Source organism: Pseudomonas sp. BMS12 (genome assembly GCF_001592875.1).
Taxonomy (GTDB): Bacteria; Pseudomonadota; Gammaproteobacteria; order Pseudomonadales; family Pseudomonadaceae; genus Aquipseudomonas.
Map to the genome: position 1 here is coordinate 264447 of NZ_LSOF01000005.1, position 13312 is coordinate 277758.

The 13312-nt window shown below is 62.7% G+C and carries 15 protein-coding genes; 5 read left to right on the forward strand and 10 right to left on the reverse strand.

Translation table 11 applies throughout. The features are described 5' to 3' along the window. Nucleotides 1-48 precede the first annotated feature (48 nt). The 4 genes from gloA to AYB31_RS04650 form a co-directional block, all read right to left on the reverse strand. On the reverse strand, nucleotides 49-441 hold the full coding sequence (gene gloA, locus AYB31_RS04635; protein ID WP_068826250.1) for a lactoylglutathione lyase: 393 nt from the start codon (nucleotides 439-441) through the stop codon (nucleotides 49-51). Between the two features lie 79 nt (nucleotides 442-520). Continuing rightward, entirely contained in the window at nucleotides 521-808 is a 288-nt protein-coding gene (locus AYB31_RS04640; protein WP_068826252.1) for a hypothetical protein, read from the reverse strand. A gap of 122 nt (nucleotides 809-930) precedes the next feature. Further along, nucleotides 931-2148 (reverse strand): argininosuccinate synthase, encoded by a 1218-nt coding sequence (locus AYB31_RS04645; RefSeq protein ID WP_068826253.1) that lies wholly within the window; start codon nucleotides 2146-2148, stop codon nucleotides 931-933. 118 nt (nucleotides 2149-2266) lie between these two features. After that, entirely contained in the window at nucleotides 2267-3154 is an 888-nt protein-coding gene (locus AYB31_RS04650; RefSeq protein WP_068826812.1) for a flagellar protein MotY, read from the reverse strand. A 176-nt stretch (nucleotides 3155-3330) separates the two neighbouring features. Between AYB31_RS04650 and pyrC the strand changes: the two genes are divergently transcribed. From pyrC to AYB31_RS04665, 3 genes are all read left to right on the forward strand, one after another. Beyond that, on the forward strand, nucleotides 3331-4377 hold the full coding sequence (gene pyrC, locus AYB31_RS04655; protein WP_068826255.1) for a dihydroorotase: 1047 nt from the start codon (nucleotides 3331-3333) through the stop codon (nucleotides 4375-4377). Continuing rightward, on the forward strand, nucleotides 4374-5048 hold the full coding sequence (rnt, locus tag AYB31_RS04660; protein WP_068826256.1) for a ribonuclease T: 675 nt from the start codon (nucleotides 4374-4376) through the stop codon (nucleotides 5046-5048). The genes pyrC and rnt overlap by 4 nt, the downstream gene beginning before the upstream one ends. 204 nt (nucleotides 5049-5252) lie before the next feature. Further along, the gene (locus AYB31_RS04665; protein WP_068826258.1) at nucleotides 5253-5471 is read left to right on the forward strand and encodes a bacterioferritin-associated ferredoxin; all 219 of its coding nucleotides are present in this window, start codon (nucleotides 5253-5255) and stop codon (nucleotides 5469-5471) included. A gap of 59 nt (nucleotides 5472-5530) precedes the next feature. Here the strand turns inward: AYB31_RS04665 and AYB31_RS04670 are convergent, their stop codons facing one another. After that, nucleotides 5531-6142 (reverse strand): tRNA-(ms[2]io[6]A)-hydroxylase, encoded by a 612-nt coding sequence (locus AYB31_RS04670; protein ID WP_068826259.1) that lies wholly within the window; start codon nucleotides 6140-6142, stop codon nucleotides 5531-5533. A gap of 150 nt (nucleotides 6143-6292) precedes the next feature. On the opposite strand from AYB31_RS04670, the gene AYB31_RS04675 reads away from it, so the two are divergent. Next, on the forward strand, nucleotides 6293-7156 hold the full coding sequence (locus AYB31_RS04675; protein ID WP_068826261.1) for a universal stress protein: 864 nt from the start codon (nucleotides 6293-6295) through the stop codon (nucleotides 7154-7156). Nucleotides 7157-7213: 57 nt separating this feature from the next. Here the strand turns inward: AYB31_RS04675 and AYB31_RS04680 are convergent, their stop codons facing one another. Beyond that, nucleotides 7214-7690 (reverse strand): DUF1289 domain-containing protein, encoded by a 477-nt coding sequence (locus tag AYB31_RS04680; RefSeq protein ID WP_068826262.1) that lies wholly within the window; start codon nucleotides 7688-7690, stop codon nucleotides 7214-7216. 454 nt (nucleotides 7691-8144) lie between these two features. Here AYB31_RS04680 and acnB point away from each other — a divergent pair, with 454 nt between their 5' ends. Further along, nucleotides 8145-10754 carry a bifunctional aconitate hydratase 2/2-methylisocitrate dehydratase gene (gene acnB, locus AYB31_RS04685; RefSeq protein WP_068826264.1) on the forward strand — a complete coding sequence of 870 codons (2610 nt, stop codon included), beginning with the start codon at nucleotides 8145-8147 and terminating at the stop codon, nucleotides 10752-10754. Nucleotides 10755-10875: 121 nt separating this feature from the next. On the opposite strand, the gene murB is transcribed toward acnB, so the two are convergent. From murB to AYB31_RS04705, 4 genes are read right to left on the reverse strand one after another with little or no spacing between them, the layout of a single operon-like run. Further along, nucleotides 10876-11895 (reverse strand): UDP-N-acetylmuramate dehydrogenase, encoded by a 1020-nt coding sequence (murB, locus tag AYB31_RS04690; protein ID WP_068826266.1) that lies wholly within the window; start codon nucleotides 11893-11895, stop codon nucleotides 10876-10878. After that, a complete protein-coding gene (locus tag AYB31_RS04695) occupies nucleotides 11892-12356 on the reverse strand; it encodes a low molecular weight protein-tyrosine-phosphatase (RefSeq protein WP_068826268.1) in 465 nt (154 codons plus the stop codon). Before AYB31_RS04695 ends, murB begins: the two co-directional genes overlap by 4 nt. Next, complete coding sequence (gene kdsB, locus AYB31_RS04700) at nucleotides 12356-13120, reverse strand: 3-deoxy-manno-octulosonate cytidylyltransferase (protein WP_068826271.1); 765 nt, start codon at nucleotides 13118-13120, stop codon at nucleotides 12356-12358. The genes AYB31_RS04695 and kdsB overlap by 1 nt, the downstream gene beginning before the upstream one ends. Continuing rightward, nucleotides 13121-13306, reverse strand: coding sequence for a Trm112 family protein (locus AYB31_RS04705; RefSeq protein ID WP_068826273.1), 186 nt, complete (start codon nucleotides 13304-13306; stop codon nucleotides 13121-13123). Between the last annotated feature and the right edge of the window lie 6 nt (nucleotides 13307-13312).

A 13312-nucleotide genomic window follows, 5' to 3' on the forward strand; every position in this document is an offset into this window, starting at 1 on the left:
CAGAATCACCACTTCACTTGTAAGTTATTGCTTACAGCATAGCAGCCATCAGTCCGCACGCTTGGGCGACAACAGTTCAACTTTGTAGCCATCCGGATCCTCCACGAAAGCCAGGATGCTGCTGCCGTGCAGCATCGGTCCCGGCTCGCGGGTGATCTTGCCGCCGCGCGAGCGGATGTCTTCACATGCCTTGTAGACATCCTCCACCTCCAGGGCGATATGGCCATAGCCAGTGCCCAGCTCGTACCGGTCAACGCCCCAGTTGTGAGTCAGCTCCAGCACGCTGTTCTCGGCCTCGTTGCCATAGCCCACGAACGCCAGGGTGAATTGGCCATCCGGGTAATCCTTGCGGCGCAGCAGGGTCATGCCCAGCACTTCGGTGTAGAACGCGATGGATTTATCCAGATCGCCGACGCGTAGCATGGTATGCAGCAGACGCATGGTGAGTTCTCCAAACCTGAAAATTCGAAGGGGCCACGCGGGCCCCTTCTGGATCGTGTATTGCCAAACCTGTTGGCACTCAGTTGCCGACCGCCTTCTTGAGCGCCTTGCGCTGCAGATGATCAGGCGCATCGTCGACCCGGTCACCGACATTATCCTTGGCATCGGAAACCGCATCTTTCTTGTCATCAACGTCCAGGCTGTCGGCAACAGCTTCTTTTGCCGAACAGCGGCCACTCACGCCGACCGTGGCCTTCATGGCGGCACTCTTGGCGGCCTTCTCGGCCGTGCAGTCCGGATCGATAATCCCTGCCTGCAACTGCATGCAGAGCAGCCCTGAAAACAGTACCGCGTATATCCTGACCATGATCGCACTCCTGCAGAGCCTGCTTGTGTGCGAATCATTGTGGCCCGACATTGCCACTGCGGCCAGAATGAAAAAGCCCGCGCGGACGAACCGCACGGGCTTTTCTTGCCGCCTCAGACCGCTTAGACCAGCTTGCGACCTTTACCGGCTGCGATGCGCATGCGCAGGGCGTTGAGCTTGATGAAGCCCGCCGCATCAGCCTGGTTGTAGGCGCCGCCATCTTCTTCGAAGGTGGCGATATTGGCGTCGAACAGCGAGTCATCGGACTTGCGACCGGTGACAATGACGTTGCCCTTGTACAGTTTCAGGCGCACCACGCCATTCACGCTGGCCTGGGAGGCGTCGATCATCTGCTGCAGCATCAGTCGCTCCGGGCTCCACCAGAAGCCGTTGTAGATCAGGCTGGCGTATTTCGGCATCAGCTCGTCTTTCAGGTGAGCCACTTCGCGATCCAGGGTGATCGACTCGATGGCACGGTGGCCTTTGAGCATGATGGTACCGCCAGGAGTCTCGTAGCAGCCACGCGACTTCATGCCGACGAAGCGGTTCTCGACGATGTCCAGACGACCGATGCCATTCTCGCCGCCGATGCGGTTCAGCTCGGCCAGCACGGTAGCCGGGCTCATCTCGACACCGTCGATGGCCACGATGTCACCCGCGCGGTAGGTCAGCTCGATGTAGGTCGGAGTATTCGGCGCGGCTTCCGGAGACTTGGTCCAGCGCCACATGTCCTCTTCGTGCTCGGCCCAGGTGTCTTCCAGCACACCACCTTCATAGGAAATGTGCAGCAGGTTGGCATCCATGGAGTACGGCGACTTCTTCTTGCCGTGGCGCTCGATCGGAATGCCGTGCTTCTCGGCGTAGTCCATCAGCTTCTCGCGCGACAGCAGGTCCCACTCGCGCCAGGGCGCGATAACCTTCACACCCGGCTTGAGGGCGTACGCGCCCAGCTCGAAGCGCACCTGGTCGTTACCCTTGCCGGTGGCGCCATGGGAAATGGCGTCGGCGCCGGTCTCGTTGGCGATCTCAATCAGGCGCTTGGCGATCAGCGGACGGGCGATGGAGGTACCCAGCAGGTACTCGCCTTCGTAGACGGTGTTGGCACGGAACATCGGGTAGACGAAATCACGCACGAACTCTTCGCGCAGGTCGTCGATGTAGATTTCCTTGACGCCCATGGCCTGAGCCTTGGCGCGGGCCGGCTCGACCTCTTCGCCCTGACCGAGGTCGGCAGTGAAGGTCACCACCTCACAGTTGTAGGTGTCTTGCAGCCACTTGAGGATCACCGAGGTATCCAGGCCACCGGAATAGGCCAGAACTACCTTCTTAACGTCCGCCATGCCAATAAACTCCACGGGTTGTACGGAAAACCGGGGATTCTACCGAGCGTGGCGAACGATTTACAGGGGCGCGACAGACACTGGCGACAAAGCGACAGATTTATTTGCGCTTAACCCCTCAGGACTTGGCAGCAGGAGCAGCTGCGTCAGGCACTGGCGCGGCGCTGGGTGCGGACTCTGCAGGGGGCTCGGGAATCGGCTCGCGGGATAGGGTGAGGGTCACCCGACGATTCTTCGCCCGGTTCGCCTCGCTGTTGTTCTTTACCAGGGGATACCGCTCGCCGTGAAAGCGCACGATGATCTGTTCGGCCGGAACGCCCTGGGCCTTGAGGTACTCCTCCACCGCCACGGCGCGGCGGCGCGACAGGTCGCGATTGGTCAGGCGGTTGCCACTATTGTCGGAATGTCCATCGAGCTGGATACGATTGACGCTGGGGTCGGCCTTGATGAAGTCGAGAATGATATCGAGCTTGGCCTGCCCCAGCGGGTCCAGCGCAAAACCGCCGCCAGGAAAACCGATCTGGGTCTGGCGAATCTGATCGAAGTTGACCGGCAACAGGCCGGCCGTGCACTTCAGGTAATCGTTGTAGGCCTGATTGAAGCGGATCGGCAGCAGGCGCACTTCCAGAGTTTCACCACCCTGCAGGGTGCGATGACGCACCAACGGACTGCGCCCTTCCATCAGACCGGTCAGCAGGCGCCCGCCCTGCTCCTGATTGCTGTTGAACGGCACTTCACCGCTGCTAACGCTGAGCGCGCCCAGATTGATGTCGCCACGACCCGGCTGCCAGGGCGCCGCCGCCGCCAATAGCGTTGCCGAGCCGGCACCGAGCCAGCGCTCGCGCACCTTGAGGCGGAAGGTCGCCTGCTCGCCAGCCCGGCGCACGAATTCGCCACTACCGAAATCGGCAATCGGCTGACTCAGACGACACTCGAACTTGTCACCCTCGACCTTCCACTCGACCTTCTCCATGCGCGTCTGGAAGGTGATGGCCGCCGCCGGCATGCACCAGGGCAGGCAGGCAAGCAGGCTGAGCAGGAAGAAACGAGACTGGTGCAAGATCGACTCCATCGGGAGATGCGGCTTCCATGCCCTTATCGGCCACCCGACGGGAAACTTGATAGGCCGCACGAAGCATAAGCTGGTAGCATTTCTGCACGTTTCACCTGCCGGGAATCCCCATGTCCGACCGCCTTACCCTGCTGCGCCCAGACGACTGGCACATCCATCTGCGTGATGGTGCCGTCCTGCAGCACACCGTCCGCGATGTTGCGCGGACCTTCGCTCGCGCCATCATCATGCCCAACCTGGTACCACCGGTGCGCAGCGCCAGTGAGGCCGACGCCTATCGCCAGCGCATTCTCGCCGCGCGACCGGCCGGCAGCCAGTTCGAACCGCTGATGGTGCTGTATCTCACCGACAAGACTTCTGCCGAAGACGTGCGCGCTGCCAAGGCCTGCGGCTTCGTGCATGCCGCCAAGTTGTACCCGGCTGGCGCCACCACCAACTCTGACTCCGGCGTGACCAGCATCGACAACATCTTCCCGGCGCTGGAAGCCATGGCCGAAGTCGGTTTGCCGCTGCTGGTGCACGGCGAAGTGACCCGCGCCGAAGTGGATGTATTCGACCGCGAGAAACGTTTCATCGACGAGCACCTGGTGCGCGTGGTCGAGCGCTTCCCGACGCTGAAGGTGGTGTTCGAGCACATCACCACCGGCGATGCCGTACAGTTCGTCAGCGCTGCAGGGGCTAACGTCGGCGCTACCATCACCGCCCATCATCTGCTGTACAACCGCAACCACATGCTGGTGGGCGGTATTCGCCCGCACTTCTACTGCTTGCCGATCCTCAAACGCAACACCCATCAGGAAGCCCTGCTCGACGCCGCAACCAGCGGCAATTCGAAGTTCTTCCTCGGCACCGACTCGGCTCCGCACGCCAAGCACGCCAAGGAGGCCGCCTGCGGCTGCGCCGGCTGCTACACGGCACACGCGGCCATTGAGCTGTACGCCGAAGCCTTCGAACAGCGCAACGCTCTGGACAAGCTGGAAGGCTTTGCCAGCTGCCACGGCCCCGACTTCTACGGCCTGCCGCGCAATACCGACCGCATCACCCTGGTGCGCGAGGACTGGGTTGGCCCGAGCGAACTGCCGCTGGGCGACAACCTGGTGATCCCGCTGCGCGCTGGCGAGAAGCTGCGCTGGCGCCTGCTGGAGGAACAAGCGTGAGCGAAGAGCATTTCGACGACGAACTCGACGGCAGCCTGCCCTCCGGCCCCCGCCATCCCATGGCTGCGCGCTTCCGCGGCTATCTGCCGGTAGTGGTGGATGTGGAAACCGGTGGCTTCAACTGCGCAACCGACGCCCTGCTGGAGATCGCCGCGACCACCATCGCCATGGATGAAGGCGGCTTCCTCTACCCCGACCACACGCACTTCTTCCGTATCGAGCCGTTCGAAGGCGCCAATATCGAACAGGCCGCCCTGGAGTTCACCGGCATCAAGCTGGATCACCCGTTGCGCATGGCCGTTAGCGAGGAACACGCGCTGACCGAAATTTTCCGCGGGCTGCGCAAGTCGATCAAAAGCAACGGCTGCAAGCGCGCCATCCTGGTCGGCCACAACAGCAGTTTCGACCTCGGCTTCCTCAACGCCGCCGTAGCTCGCTGCGACATCAAGCGCAACCCCTTCCACCCGTTCTCCAGCTTCGATACGGCCACCTTGGCGGGCCTCGCCTACGGCCAGACCGTACTGGCCAAAGCCTGCCAGACCGCCGGCATCGATTTCGACGGCAAGGAAGCGCACTCCGCGCGCTACGATACCGAGAAAACGGCCGAACTGTTCTGCGGCATCGTCAACCGCTGGAAGGAAATGGGCGGCTGGGACGAGTTCGACCAGTAACCCCAACGCAATCAAAAAACCGGCCCAGGCCGGTTTTTTTGTGCCGTCTGCATGGACCCCGCCCCCATCCGATCATGGCGCCACCAGATCGAAAGCCAGCCCGTACCGAGGCAACAGAAGAAAGTGCATCAATCTTTGACAAGCATTCTCATTAACATTAGTATCCTTCCGCAACAGCAACCCATTCTCATCCGAGATCGCCGCATGTACGTTTGTCTCTGCCAGGGTGTTACCGACGGTCAAATCCGCGAAGCTATCTACGAAGGCTGCTGCAGCTATCGTGACGTTCGCGAAAGCCTCGGTGTGGCAACCCAGTGCGGCAAGTGCGCCTGCCTGGCCAAGCAAGTGGTGCGCGACACACTCGGCGAACTGCAGAACGGCCAGGCCGCCCTCGCCTGCCAGGCCAGCTTCGTCGCCGCCTGATTGCTCCGCATACGAAAAAGCCGGACTCGATGTCCGGCTTTTTTATGCCTGCTGCAAACTCAGCAGAGTTGCGGCACACCACTGTGAAAACGGAACTCGCTATCGGGCGACTCGATCAGCTCGCGCTCGGCCTCGCGCACCCTGTCGACGACCCGCTCGACATCGGCCTTCTCGCCATATTGATAGGCAAGCTTGAGATAACCCTGAAAGTGACGCGCCTCGGACTTGAGCAGGCCGCCGTAGAACTTGCCCAGCTCCTCATCCAGATGCGGCACCAATGCCTCGAAACGCTCACAACTGCGCGCTTCGATGAACGCCCCGACCACCAGCGTATCGACCAGCTTCTGCGGCTCATGGTTGCGCACCTGTCGACGCAGACCTGATGCGTAGCGCGATGCGGAAATCGGCCGCGGGGCGATGCGTCGTTTCTTCATGATGCGCAACACCTGCTCGTGGTGCACCAGTTCCTCGCGAGCCAGGCGTGACATGAAATTGACCAGATCCAGGGACTGGTTGTACTTGGCGATCAACGCCATCGCCGTGGAAGCGGCCTTGAACTCGTTGTTCTTGTGGTCGATCAGCAGTGTTTCCTGGTCGGCCAGGGCCGCATCAACCCAGGCCGCAGGGGTCGGGCAGGCGAGAAAAGCATGGATGTCGAGGTCGGTATTCACGGTGCGAATGCTGGCAGGCTGGGACGAGGCGGGCCATTATACGGATGAGGGCGCAAGGGGCCAGCAATGCCGTGATGCAGGTCAACAGCGCCACCCGCGGCCACCTCTATAGTGGGCTGCATTCAAGCACCTCAAGACAGGGAGACGCTCATGCAAGCCATACGCAGCATTCTGGTGGTGATGGACCCACAGCAACCCGAGGGACTGGCGCTCAAGCGCGCCAAGTTGATTGCCGGCGTCACCCAGTCGCACCTGCACCTGCTGGTCTGCGACAAGAAAGGCGATTTCAGCGCTTTCCTCAGCGAACAACAGTCCGCCCTGCAGGAGGAAGGCCACAGGGTCAGCATCCAGCAGGCCTGGCACGAAAGTACCTACCAGACCATCATCACCGTGCAGCAGGCCGAAGGTTGCGGCCTGGTCATCAAGCAGCACGTGCCGGACAACCCACTGAAAAAAGCCCTGCTGACCCCGGAGGACTGGAAGCTCCTGCGCTACTGCCCAAGCCCGGTACTGATGGTCAAGACCGACACCCCCTGGGCGGGCGGCGTGATCCTCGCAGCAGTGGACGTCGGCAACAGCGACGCGGAACACCGCACCCTGCACTCGGGCATTGTCAGCCACGGCTATGACATCGCCCGCCTGGCCAATGCCACCCTGCATGTGATCAGCGCTCACCCCTCCCCCATGCTCTCGGCCGCCGACCCAACTTTCCAGCTCAAGGAAACCATCGAGGCGCGCTATCGCGAGCAATGCAAAGCCTTCCAGGCCGAATACGACGTCAGCGACGAACGCCTGCACGTGGCGGAAGGCCCGGCCGACGTGTTGATCCCCTACACCGCCCACAAGCTCAGCGCCGCCGTCACGGTCATCGGCACGGTAGCCCGTACCGGACTGTCTGGCGCGCTGATCGGCAACACCGCAGAAGTCGTGCTGGATGCTTTGGAAAGCGACGTACTGGTACTCAAGCCGGACGACATCATCGCCCACCTGGAGGAACTGGTGGCCCAGCGCTGACATGACCGCCACAAACGAAAAGGCCGCCCTACAGGCGGCCTTTTCGTTTACAGCCCATCACATGCGCACTTCCATGCCCTCACGCAGGAAGCGCGGCACGATATAGCGCTCATAGTGGGCCTCGGAAAGCAGGAAAAATTCGCGATCGATCGCCTCGCGCAACTCCGGCAGCTCCCAATCGCGAAACTCCGGCAGCAGGGTCATGCCGTAAGCGTCCAGACGGCTGATCAGGCGCGAGGCGCGGGCAATAAGCTGGTAGGCCCAGCAGTATTCGGACTGTTCCGGCAGGAAGCGCACCTGACGCTGCTCCAGCTGGATACGCAGGCGTTCGGCATCAAACACCTCGACCTTGCCCTGCATCACCTGCACCAGCAGCAGCTCCAGGCGCCGCCAAACGGCACGCTTCTCCTCTTCGCCATAGGCATTCCAATTCACCACCTCGTGATGAAAGCGTTTGCAGCCACGACAGACCACATCACCGTAAACGGTGGAGCAGAGACCGACGCAGGGAGTTTTGATGCGCTGATTGGACATTGGGGGAGAGACAACGAGTGCGGCGAAACAGGCGGGCCATATTAGCGCCTGCCCCGCTCAGGGTCATCATGACCCTACAGACCTTTGTCGACTTGCCAGACAAGCGACAGACAGTAGCCTAAGAAAGCGCCTGGAGCAGGCTTTGCGCTTAACTTTAGCGTGCCATTCCAGTAGAATCGGACCGCCTTTTTAGGCACCGATGTCCGTCAGAAGCTGTTTTCAAAGCGTCACGAGCACAGTTGATCCGCCAGGAACGTCGTTGGCGCAGATTCCCCAAGAGTCTCGCGCCAGCCCTCATCCACCCGCTTCCTGCGGCGTAAAACTTTGAAAGCAGCTTCTAGTATGAGGCTTTCGACACACCGGCCAGTACGCCCACAAAGCGTAGCGGCGCGATGTGCGATGGTTTTGTGGATAAGCGTTGCGGGCCACCGCGACCACTGATGAGGGTAAAACTGTGCTTGAAGCCTATCGCAAACACGTAGAAGAGCGCGCCGCGCTGGGTATCGTTCCCCAGCCGCTGAACGCCGAGCAAACCGCAGGCCTGGTCGAGCTGCTGAAAAATCCTCCCGCCGGCGAAGAAGCCTTCCTGGTCGACCTGCTGACCAACCGCGTTCCCCCGGGCGTCGACGAAGCCGCCTACGTCAAGGCCGGTTTCCTCTCCGCTATCGCCAAGGGCGAAGCCAGCTCCCCGCTGATCGACAAGCAACATGCCGTTGAGCTGCTGGGCACCATGCAGGGCGGCTACAACATCGCCACCATGGTCGAGCTGCTGGACAGCGCCGAGCTGGCCGAAGTAGCTGCCGCGCAACTCAAGCACACCCTGCTGATGTTCGACGCCTTCCACGACGTTGCCGAGAAAGCCAAGGCTGGCAATGCCAACGCCAAGGCCGTCATGCAGTCCTGGGCCGACGGCGAGTGGTTCGTCAACCGCCCGGCCGTTCCAGAAAAAGTCACCCTGACCGTGTTCAAGGTCACCGGCGAAACCAACACCGACGACCTGTCGCCGGCGCCGGACGCCTGGTCCCGCCCGGACATCCCGCTGCACGCCCTGGCCATGCTGAAAATGGCTCGCGACGGCATCAACCCGGATCAGCCGGGCTCCGTCGGCCCCATCAAGCAGATGGAAGCGCTGAAAGCCAAAGGCTTCCCGGTTGCCTACGTCGGTGACGTGGTCGGTACCGGTTCTTCCCGTAAATCGGCCACCAACTCGGTGCTGTGGTTCTTCGGCGACGACATCCCGAATGTTCCGAACAAGCGCGCTGGCGGCTTCTGCTTCGGCACTAAGATCGCCCCGATCTTCTACAACACCATGGAAGACGCCGGCGCCCTGCCGATCGAATTCGACTGCACCAACCTGGCCATGGGTGACGTCATCGACGTGTACCCGTACAAGGGTGAAGTACGCCGCAACGGCAGCGACGAGCTGGTCACCAGCTTCGAACTGAAGACCGACGTGCTGCTCGACGAAGTTCGCGCCGGTGGCCGTATTCCGCTGATCGTCGGCCGCGGCCTGACCGAGAAGGCCCGCGCCGAACTGGGCCTGGGCCCAGCCGATTTGTTCAAGAAGCCGGTTGCTCCGGCCGACAGCGGCAAGGGTTTCACCCTGGCGCAGAAGATGGTCGGTCGCGCTTGCGGTCTGCCGGAAGGCCAGGGCGTACGCCCGGGCACCTACTGCGAACCGAAGATGACCACCGTCGGCTCCCAGGACACCACCGGCCCGATGACCCGCGACGAGCTGAAAGACCTGGCTTGCCTGGGCTTCTCCGCCGACCTGGTGATGCAGTCCTTCTGCCACACCGCTGCCTATCCGAAGCCGATCGACGTCAACACCCACCACACCCTGCCGGACTTCATCATGACCCGCGGCGGCGTGTCCCTGCGTCCGGGCGACGGCATCATCCACAGCTGGCTGAACCGCATGCTGCTGCCCGACACCGTGGGTACCGGTGGCGACTCGCACACCCGTTTCCCGATGGGCATCTCCTTCCCGGCCGGTTCCGGCCTGGTAGCCTTCGCCGCTGCCACCGGCGTAATGCCGCTGGACATGCCGGAGTCGGTACTGGTGCGCTTCAAGGGCAAGCTGCAACCGGGCATCACCCTTCGTGACCTGGTGCATGCCATCCCCTACTACGCGATCCAGGCTGGCCTGCTGACCGTCGAGAAGAAAGGCAAGAAGAACATCTTCTCCGGCCGCATCCTCGAGATCGAAGGTCTGGACGAGCTGACCGTCGAACAAGCCTTCGAGCTGTCCGACGCCTCCGCCGAGCGTTCCGCTGCTGGTTGCACCATCAAGCTGCCGGAAAGCGCCATCGCCGAGTACCTGAAGTCCAACATCACCATGCTGCGCTGGATGATCGGCGAAGGCTACGGTGATGCCCGTACCCTGGAGCGTCGCGCCCAGGCCATGGAAGCCTGGCTGGCCAACCCGCAACTGCTGGAAGGCGACAAGGATGCCGAGTACGCCGCCGTGATCGAAATCGATCTGGCCGACGTCAAGGAGCCTGTCCTCTGCGCCCCGAACGACCCGGACGACGCCCGCCTGCTCTCCACCGTACAAGGTGAGAAGATCGACGAAGTATTCATCGGCTCGTGCATGACCAACATCGGTCACTTCCGCGCTGCCGGCAAGCTGCTGGACAAGGTCAAGGGCGGCATTCCGACCACCCTGTGGCTGGCTCCGCCGACCAAGATGGACCAACACCAGCTGGTCGAGGAAGGCTACTACGGTATCTACGGCAAGGCTGGCGCGCGCATGGAAATGCCGGGCTGCTCGCTGTGCATGGGTAACCAGGCTCGCGTGAAGACCGGTGCAACCGTGGTTTCCACCTCCACCCGTAACTTCCCGAACCGTCTGGGCGACGCTACCAACGTGTACCTGGCCTCTGCCGAACTGGCAGCAGTCGCTTCGATCATCGGCAAGCTGCCGACCGTCGAGGAGTACATGGGCTACGCGAAGAACATCGACAGCATGGCTGCCGACGTTTACCGCTACCTGAGCTTCGACCAGATCGCCGAGTACCGCGAAGCCGCCGCCAACGCCAAGATCCCTGCTGTTCAGGTCTAAGCGTTAGCCGCAATGAAAAGCCCCGCCTAGTGCGGGGCTTTTTTATGCCTGGGATATGCGGCGGGAACAGCTTTAGATGAGCATATCGCGGCGAAAGCCGCTCCCACTGGAACAGAGCAGCTCAGAGAATGTTCGGCTCGATTTCCAGCTCTACGCCAAAACGCGCCAGGATATCCGCCTGGATACGCCGCGCCAGCGCCAGCAACTGAGCGCCCGTGGCGGCACCGTAGTTGACCAGCACCAGCGCCTGCAGGCGATGCACGCCGGCGTCCCCCTCGCGAAAGCCTTTCCAGCCGGCCCGTTCGATGAGCCAGCCAGCGGCGAGCTTCACCTGCCCCTGCCCTGCCGGATAGCTGACCAGATCGGCGTGCTCTGCACGGATACGTTCGGCAAGCTCGACTGGCACCAGCGGATTCTTGAAGAAACTGCCGGCATTGCCCAGCACGGCCGGGTCCGGCAGTTTTTCACTGCGAATGGCGCAGATGGCGCGACTGACATCCGCTGCACTTGGCGTATCAACACCTTCGGCCTGCAGACGTTGGCGCACTGGGCCGTAGTCCAGGTGCAGCGCGCCCTGCCGACTGAGGGCAAAGCGCACCCGCAGGATCAGCCAGCGGCCAGGCTGCTGCTTGAACAGGCTGTCGCGATAGGCGAAGGCGCACTCCTCCAGGCCAAATTCGCGCAATTCGCCGCTGTGTCGATCCAGCGCAGTCAGGCCGGCGAACACGTCCTTGATCTCGACGCCGTAGGCGCCGATGTTCTGCATCGGCGCGGCGCCGACGGTGCCGGGGATCAGGCTGAGGTTCTCCAGCCCGGTCAGCCCTTGCTGCAGACTCCACAACACGAAGGGATGCCAGGGCTCACCGGCCTCGGCCTCCACCAGCACCTGCTCGCCATCATCGGCGAGGATGCGCAGGCCACGATTGGCCATGCGCAGCACCAGGGCCTCGACATCGGCTGTCAGCAGCAGATTGCTGCCACCACCGATAGGCAGCAGCGGCAGGCCACGTCGCGCCGCTTCGGTCAGAGCCAGGCGTACTTCGTCATCACTGCCGGCCTCGGCGAACAGCCGGGCACGCACGTCCACCCCGAAGCTATTGAAGGGCTTGAGGGACAGGTTTTCCTGCAGATGAAGGCTCACAGACGCCCCTTGATCTCGGCCAGCAGCGCATCGCTGGCCTGCTCAATCAGATCCAGCACCTGCTCGAAACCATCGGCGCCGCCGTAATAAGGATCGGGCACCTCGTCCAGCGCCAGCTGGTAGCGACGCAGGAACAGGTCCAGCTCGGCACCACGCCCCTGCGGGCGCAGGGCCTGCAGGCGGGCCAGGTTGTCGTGGTCCATCGCCAGGATCAGGTCGAAGCGCTCGAAGTCGGCAGCCGTGGCCTGGCGCGCGCGCAGACTCGACAGATCATAGCCGCGGCGCAAGGCCGCCTGGCTGGAGCGGCCGTCCGGCGCCTTGCCCACATGCCAGTCGCCGGTACCCGCGGAGTCCACCGTCACTCGATCGGCCAGTCCCGCGGCGTGCAGGCGCTGACGGAACACGCCCTCGGCGGTCGGCGAGCGACAGATATTGCCCATGCAGACGAACAGGACGCGCATCAGGCCCCCAGCAGGCGACGTACCCGCTCCAGGTCTTCCGGTGTATCGACACCGGCCGCCGGGGCCTCCAGGGCATCGGCGACATGAATGCGCACGCCGTGCCACAGGGCACGCAGCTGCTCCAGGCACTCGGTGTCTTCCAGCCAGCACGGGCCCCAGGCCACGAAGTCATGCAGGAAGCCGGCGCGGTAGGCGTAAATGCCGATGTGACGACGGTATGGCACACCCTCGGGCAACACCTCGCGACTCTTGGCGAAGGCATCGCGAGCCCAGGCCAGGGGGGCGCGACTGAAGGTCAGGGCCAAACCGCTCTTGTCGGCGACCACCTTGACCACATTGGGGTTGAACAGCGCGGCAACGTCCTCGATCGGCTCGGCCAGGGTAGCGATGCCCGCCTGCGGATTGGCGGCGAGATTGGCCGCCACCTGATCGATAATGCTCGGCGGTACCAGCGGCTCGTCGCCCTGCACATTGACCACGATGGCATCGCTGGCCAGACCGAGCTGCTCGGCTACCTCAGCCAGGCGGTCGGTACCGGAGTTATGGTCGACACGGGTCAGCAGCACCTCGGCGCCGAATCCCTGGCAGGCCGCGAAGATACGTGCATCGTCGGTGGCAACCACCACGCGCTTGGCGGAGCTCTTCTTGGCCTGTTCCCAGACGTGCTGAACCATGGGTTTGCCGGCAATATCCTGCAGCGGCTTGCCGGGCAGGCGACTGGAGGCGTAGCGGGCGGGAATGACGACGGTGAAGGCTGTACTCATTTACTTGTCCAGGCGCTCGTCGACGGTCAGGGTACGGGCTTCGCTCTCCAGCATCACCGGGATGCCGTCGCGGATCGGATAGGCCAGGCCGGCGCCCTTGCTGATCAGCTCGGTCTTGTCTTCGGAGAGCTGCAACGGGCCCTTGCAGACCGGGCAGGCCAGGATATCGAGCAGTTTGGTGTCCATCGGAAT

Bases quoted from the DNA above. Each gene is read 5' to 3' on its own strand.
- AYB31_RS04695 (WP_068826268.1), bottom strand. From the start codon at position 12,356: ATGCGCGTCCTGTTCGTCTGCATGGGCAATATCTGTCGCTCGCCGACC.
- AYB31_RS04705 (WP_068826273.1), bottom strand. From the start codon at position 13,306: ATGGACACCAAACTGCTCGATATCCTGGCCTGCCCGGTCTGCAAGGGC.
- gloA (WP_068826250.1), bottom strand. From the start codon at position 441: ATGCGTCTGCTGCATACCATGCTACGCGTCGGCGATCTGGATAAATCC.
- AYB31_RS04665 (WP_068826258.1), top strand. From the start codon at position 5,253: ATGTACGTTTGTCTCTGCCAGGGTGTTACCGACGGTCAAATCCGCGAA.
- AYB31_RS04650 (WP_068826812.1), bottom strand. From the start codon at position 3,154: ATGCCGGCGGCGGCCATCACCTTCCAGACGCGCATGGAGAAGGTCGAG.
- AYB31_RS04675 (WP_068826261.1), top strand. From the start codon at position 6,293: ATGCAAGCCATACGCAGCATTCTGGTGGTGATGGACCCACAGCAACCC.
- pyrC (WP_068826255.1), top strand. From the start codon at position 3,331: ATGTCCGACCGCCTTACCCTGCTGCGCCCAGACGACTGGCACATCCAT.
- kdsB (WP_068826271.1), bottom strand. From the start codon at position 13,120: ATGAGTACAGCCTTCACCGTCGTCATTCCCGCCCGCTACGCCTCCAGT.
- AYB31_RS04640 (WP_068826252.1), bottom strand. From the start codon at position 808: ATGGTCAGGATATACGCGGTACTGTTTTCAGGGCTGCTCTGCATGCAG.
- AYB31_RS04645 (WP_068826253.1), bottom strand. From the start codon at position 2,148: ATGGCGGACGTTAAGAAGGTAGTTCTGGCCTATTCCGGTGGCCTGGAT.
- AYB31_RS04680 (WP_068826262.1), bottom strand. From the start codon at position 7,690: ATGTCCAATCAGCGCATCAAAACTCCCTGCGTCGGTCTCTGCTCCACC.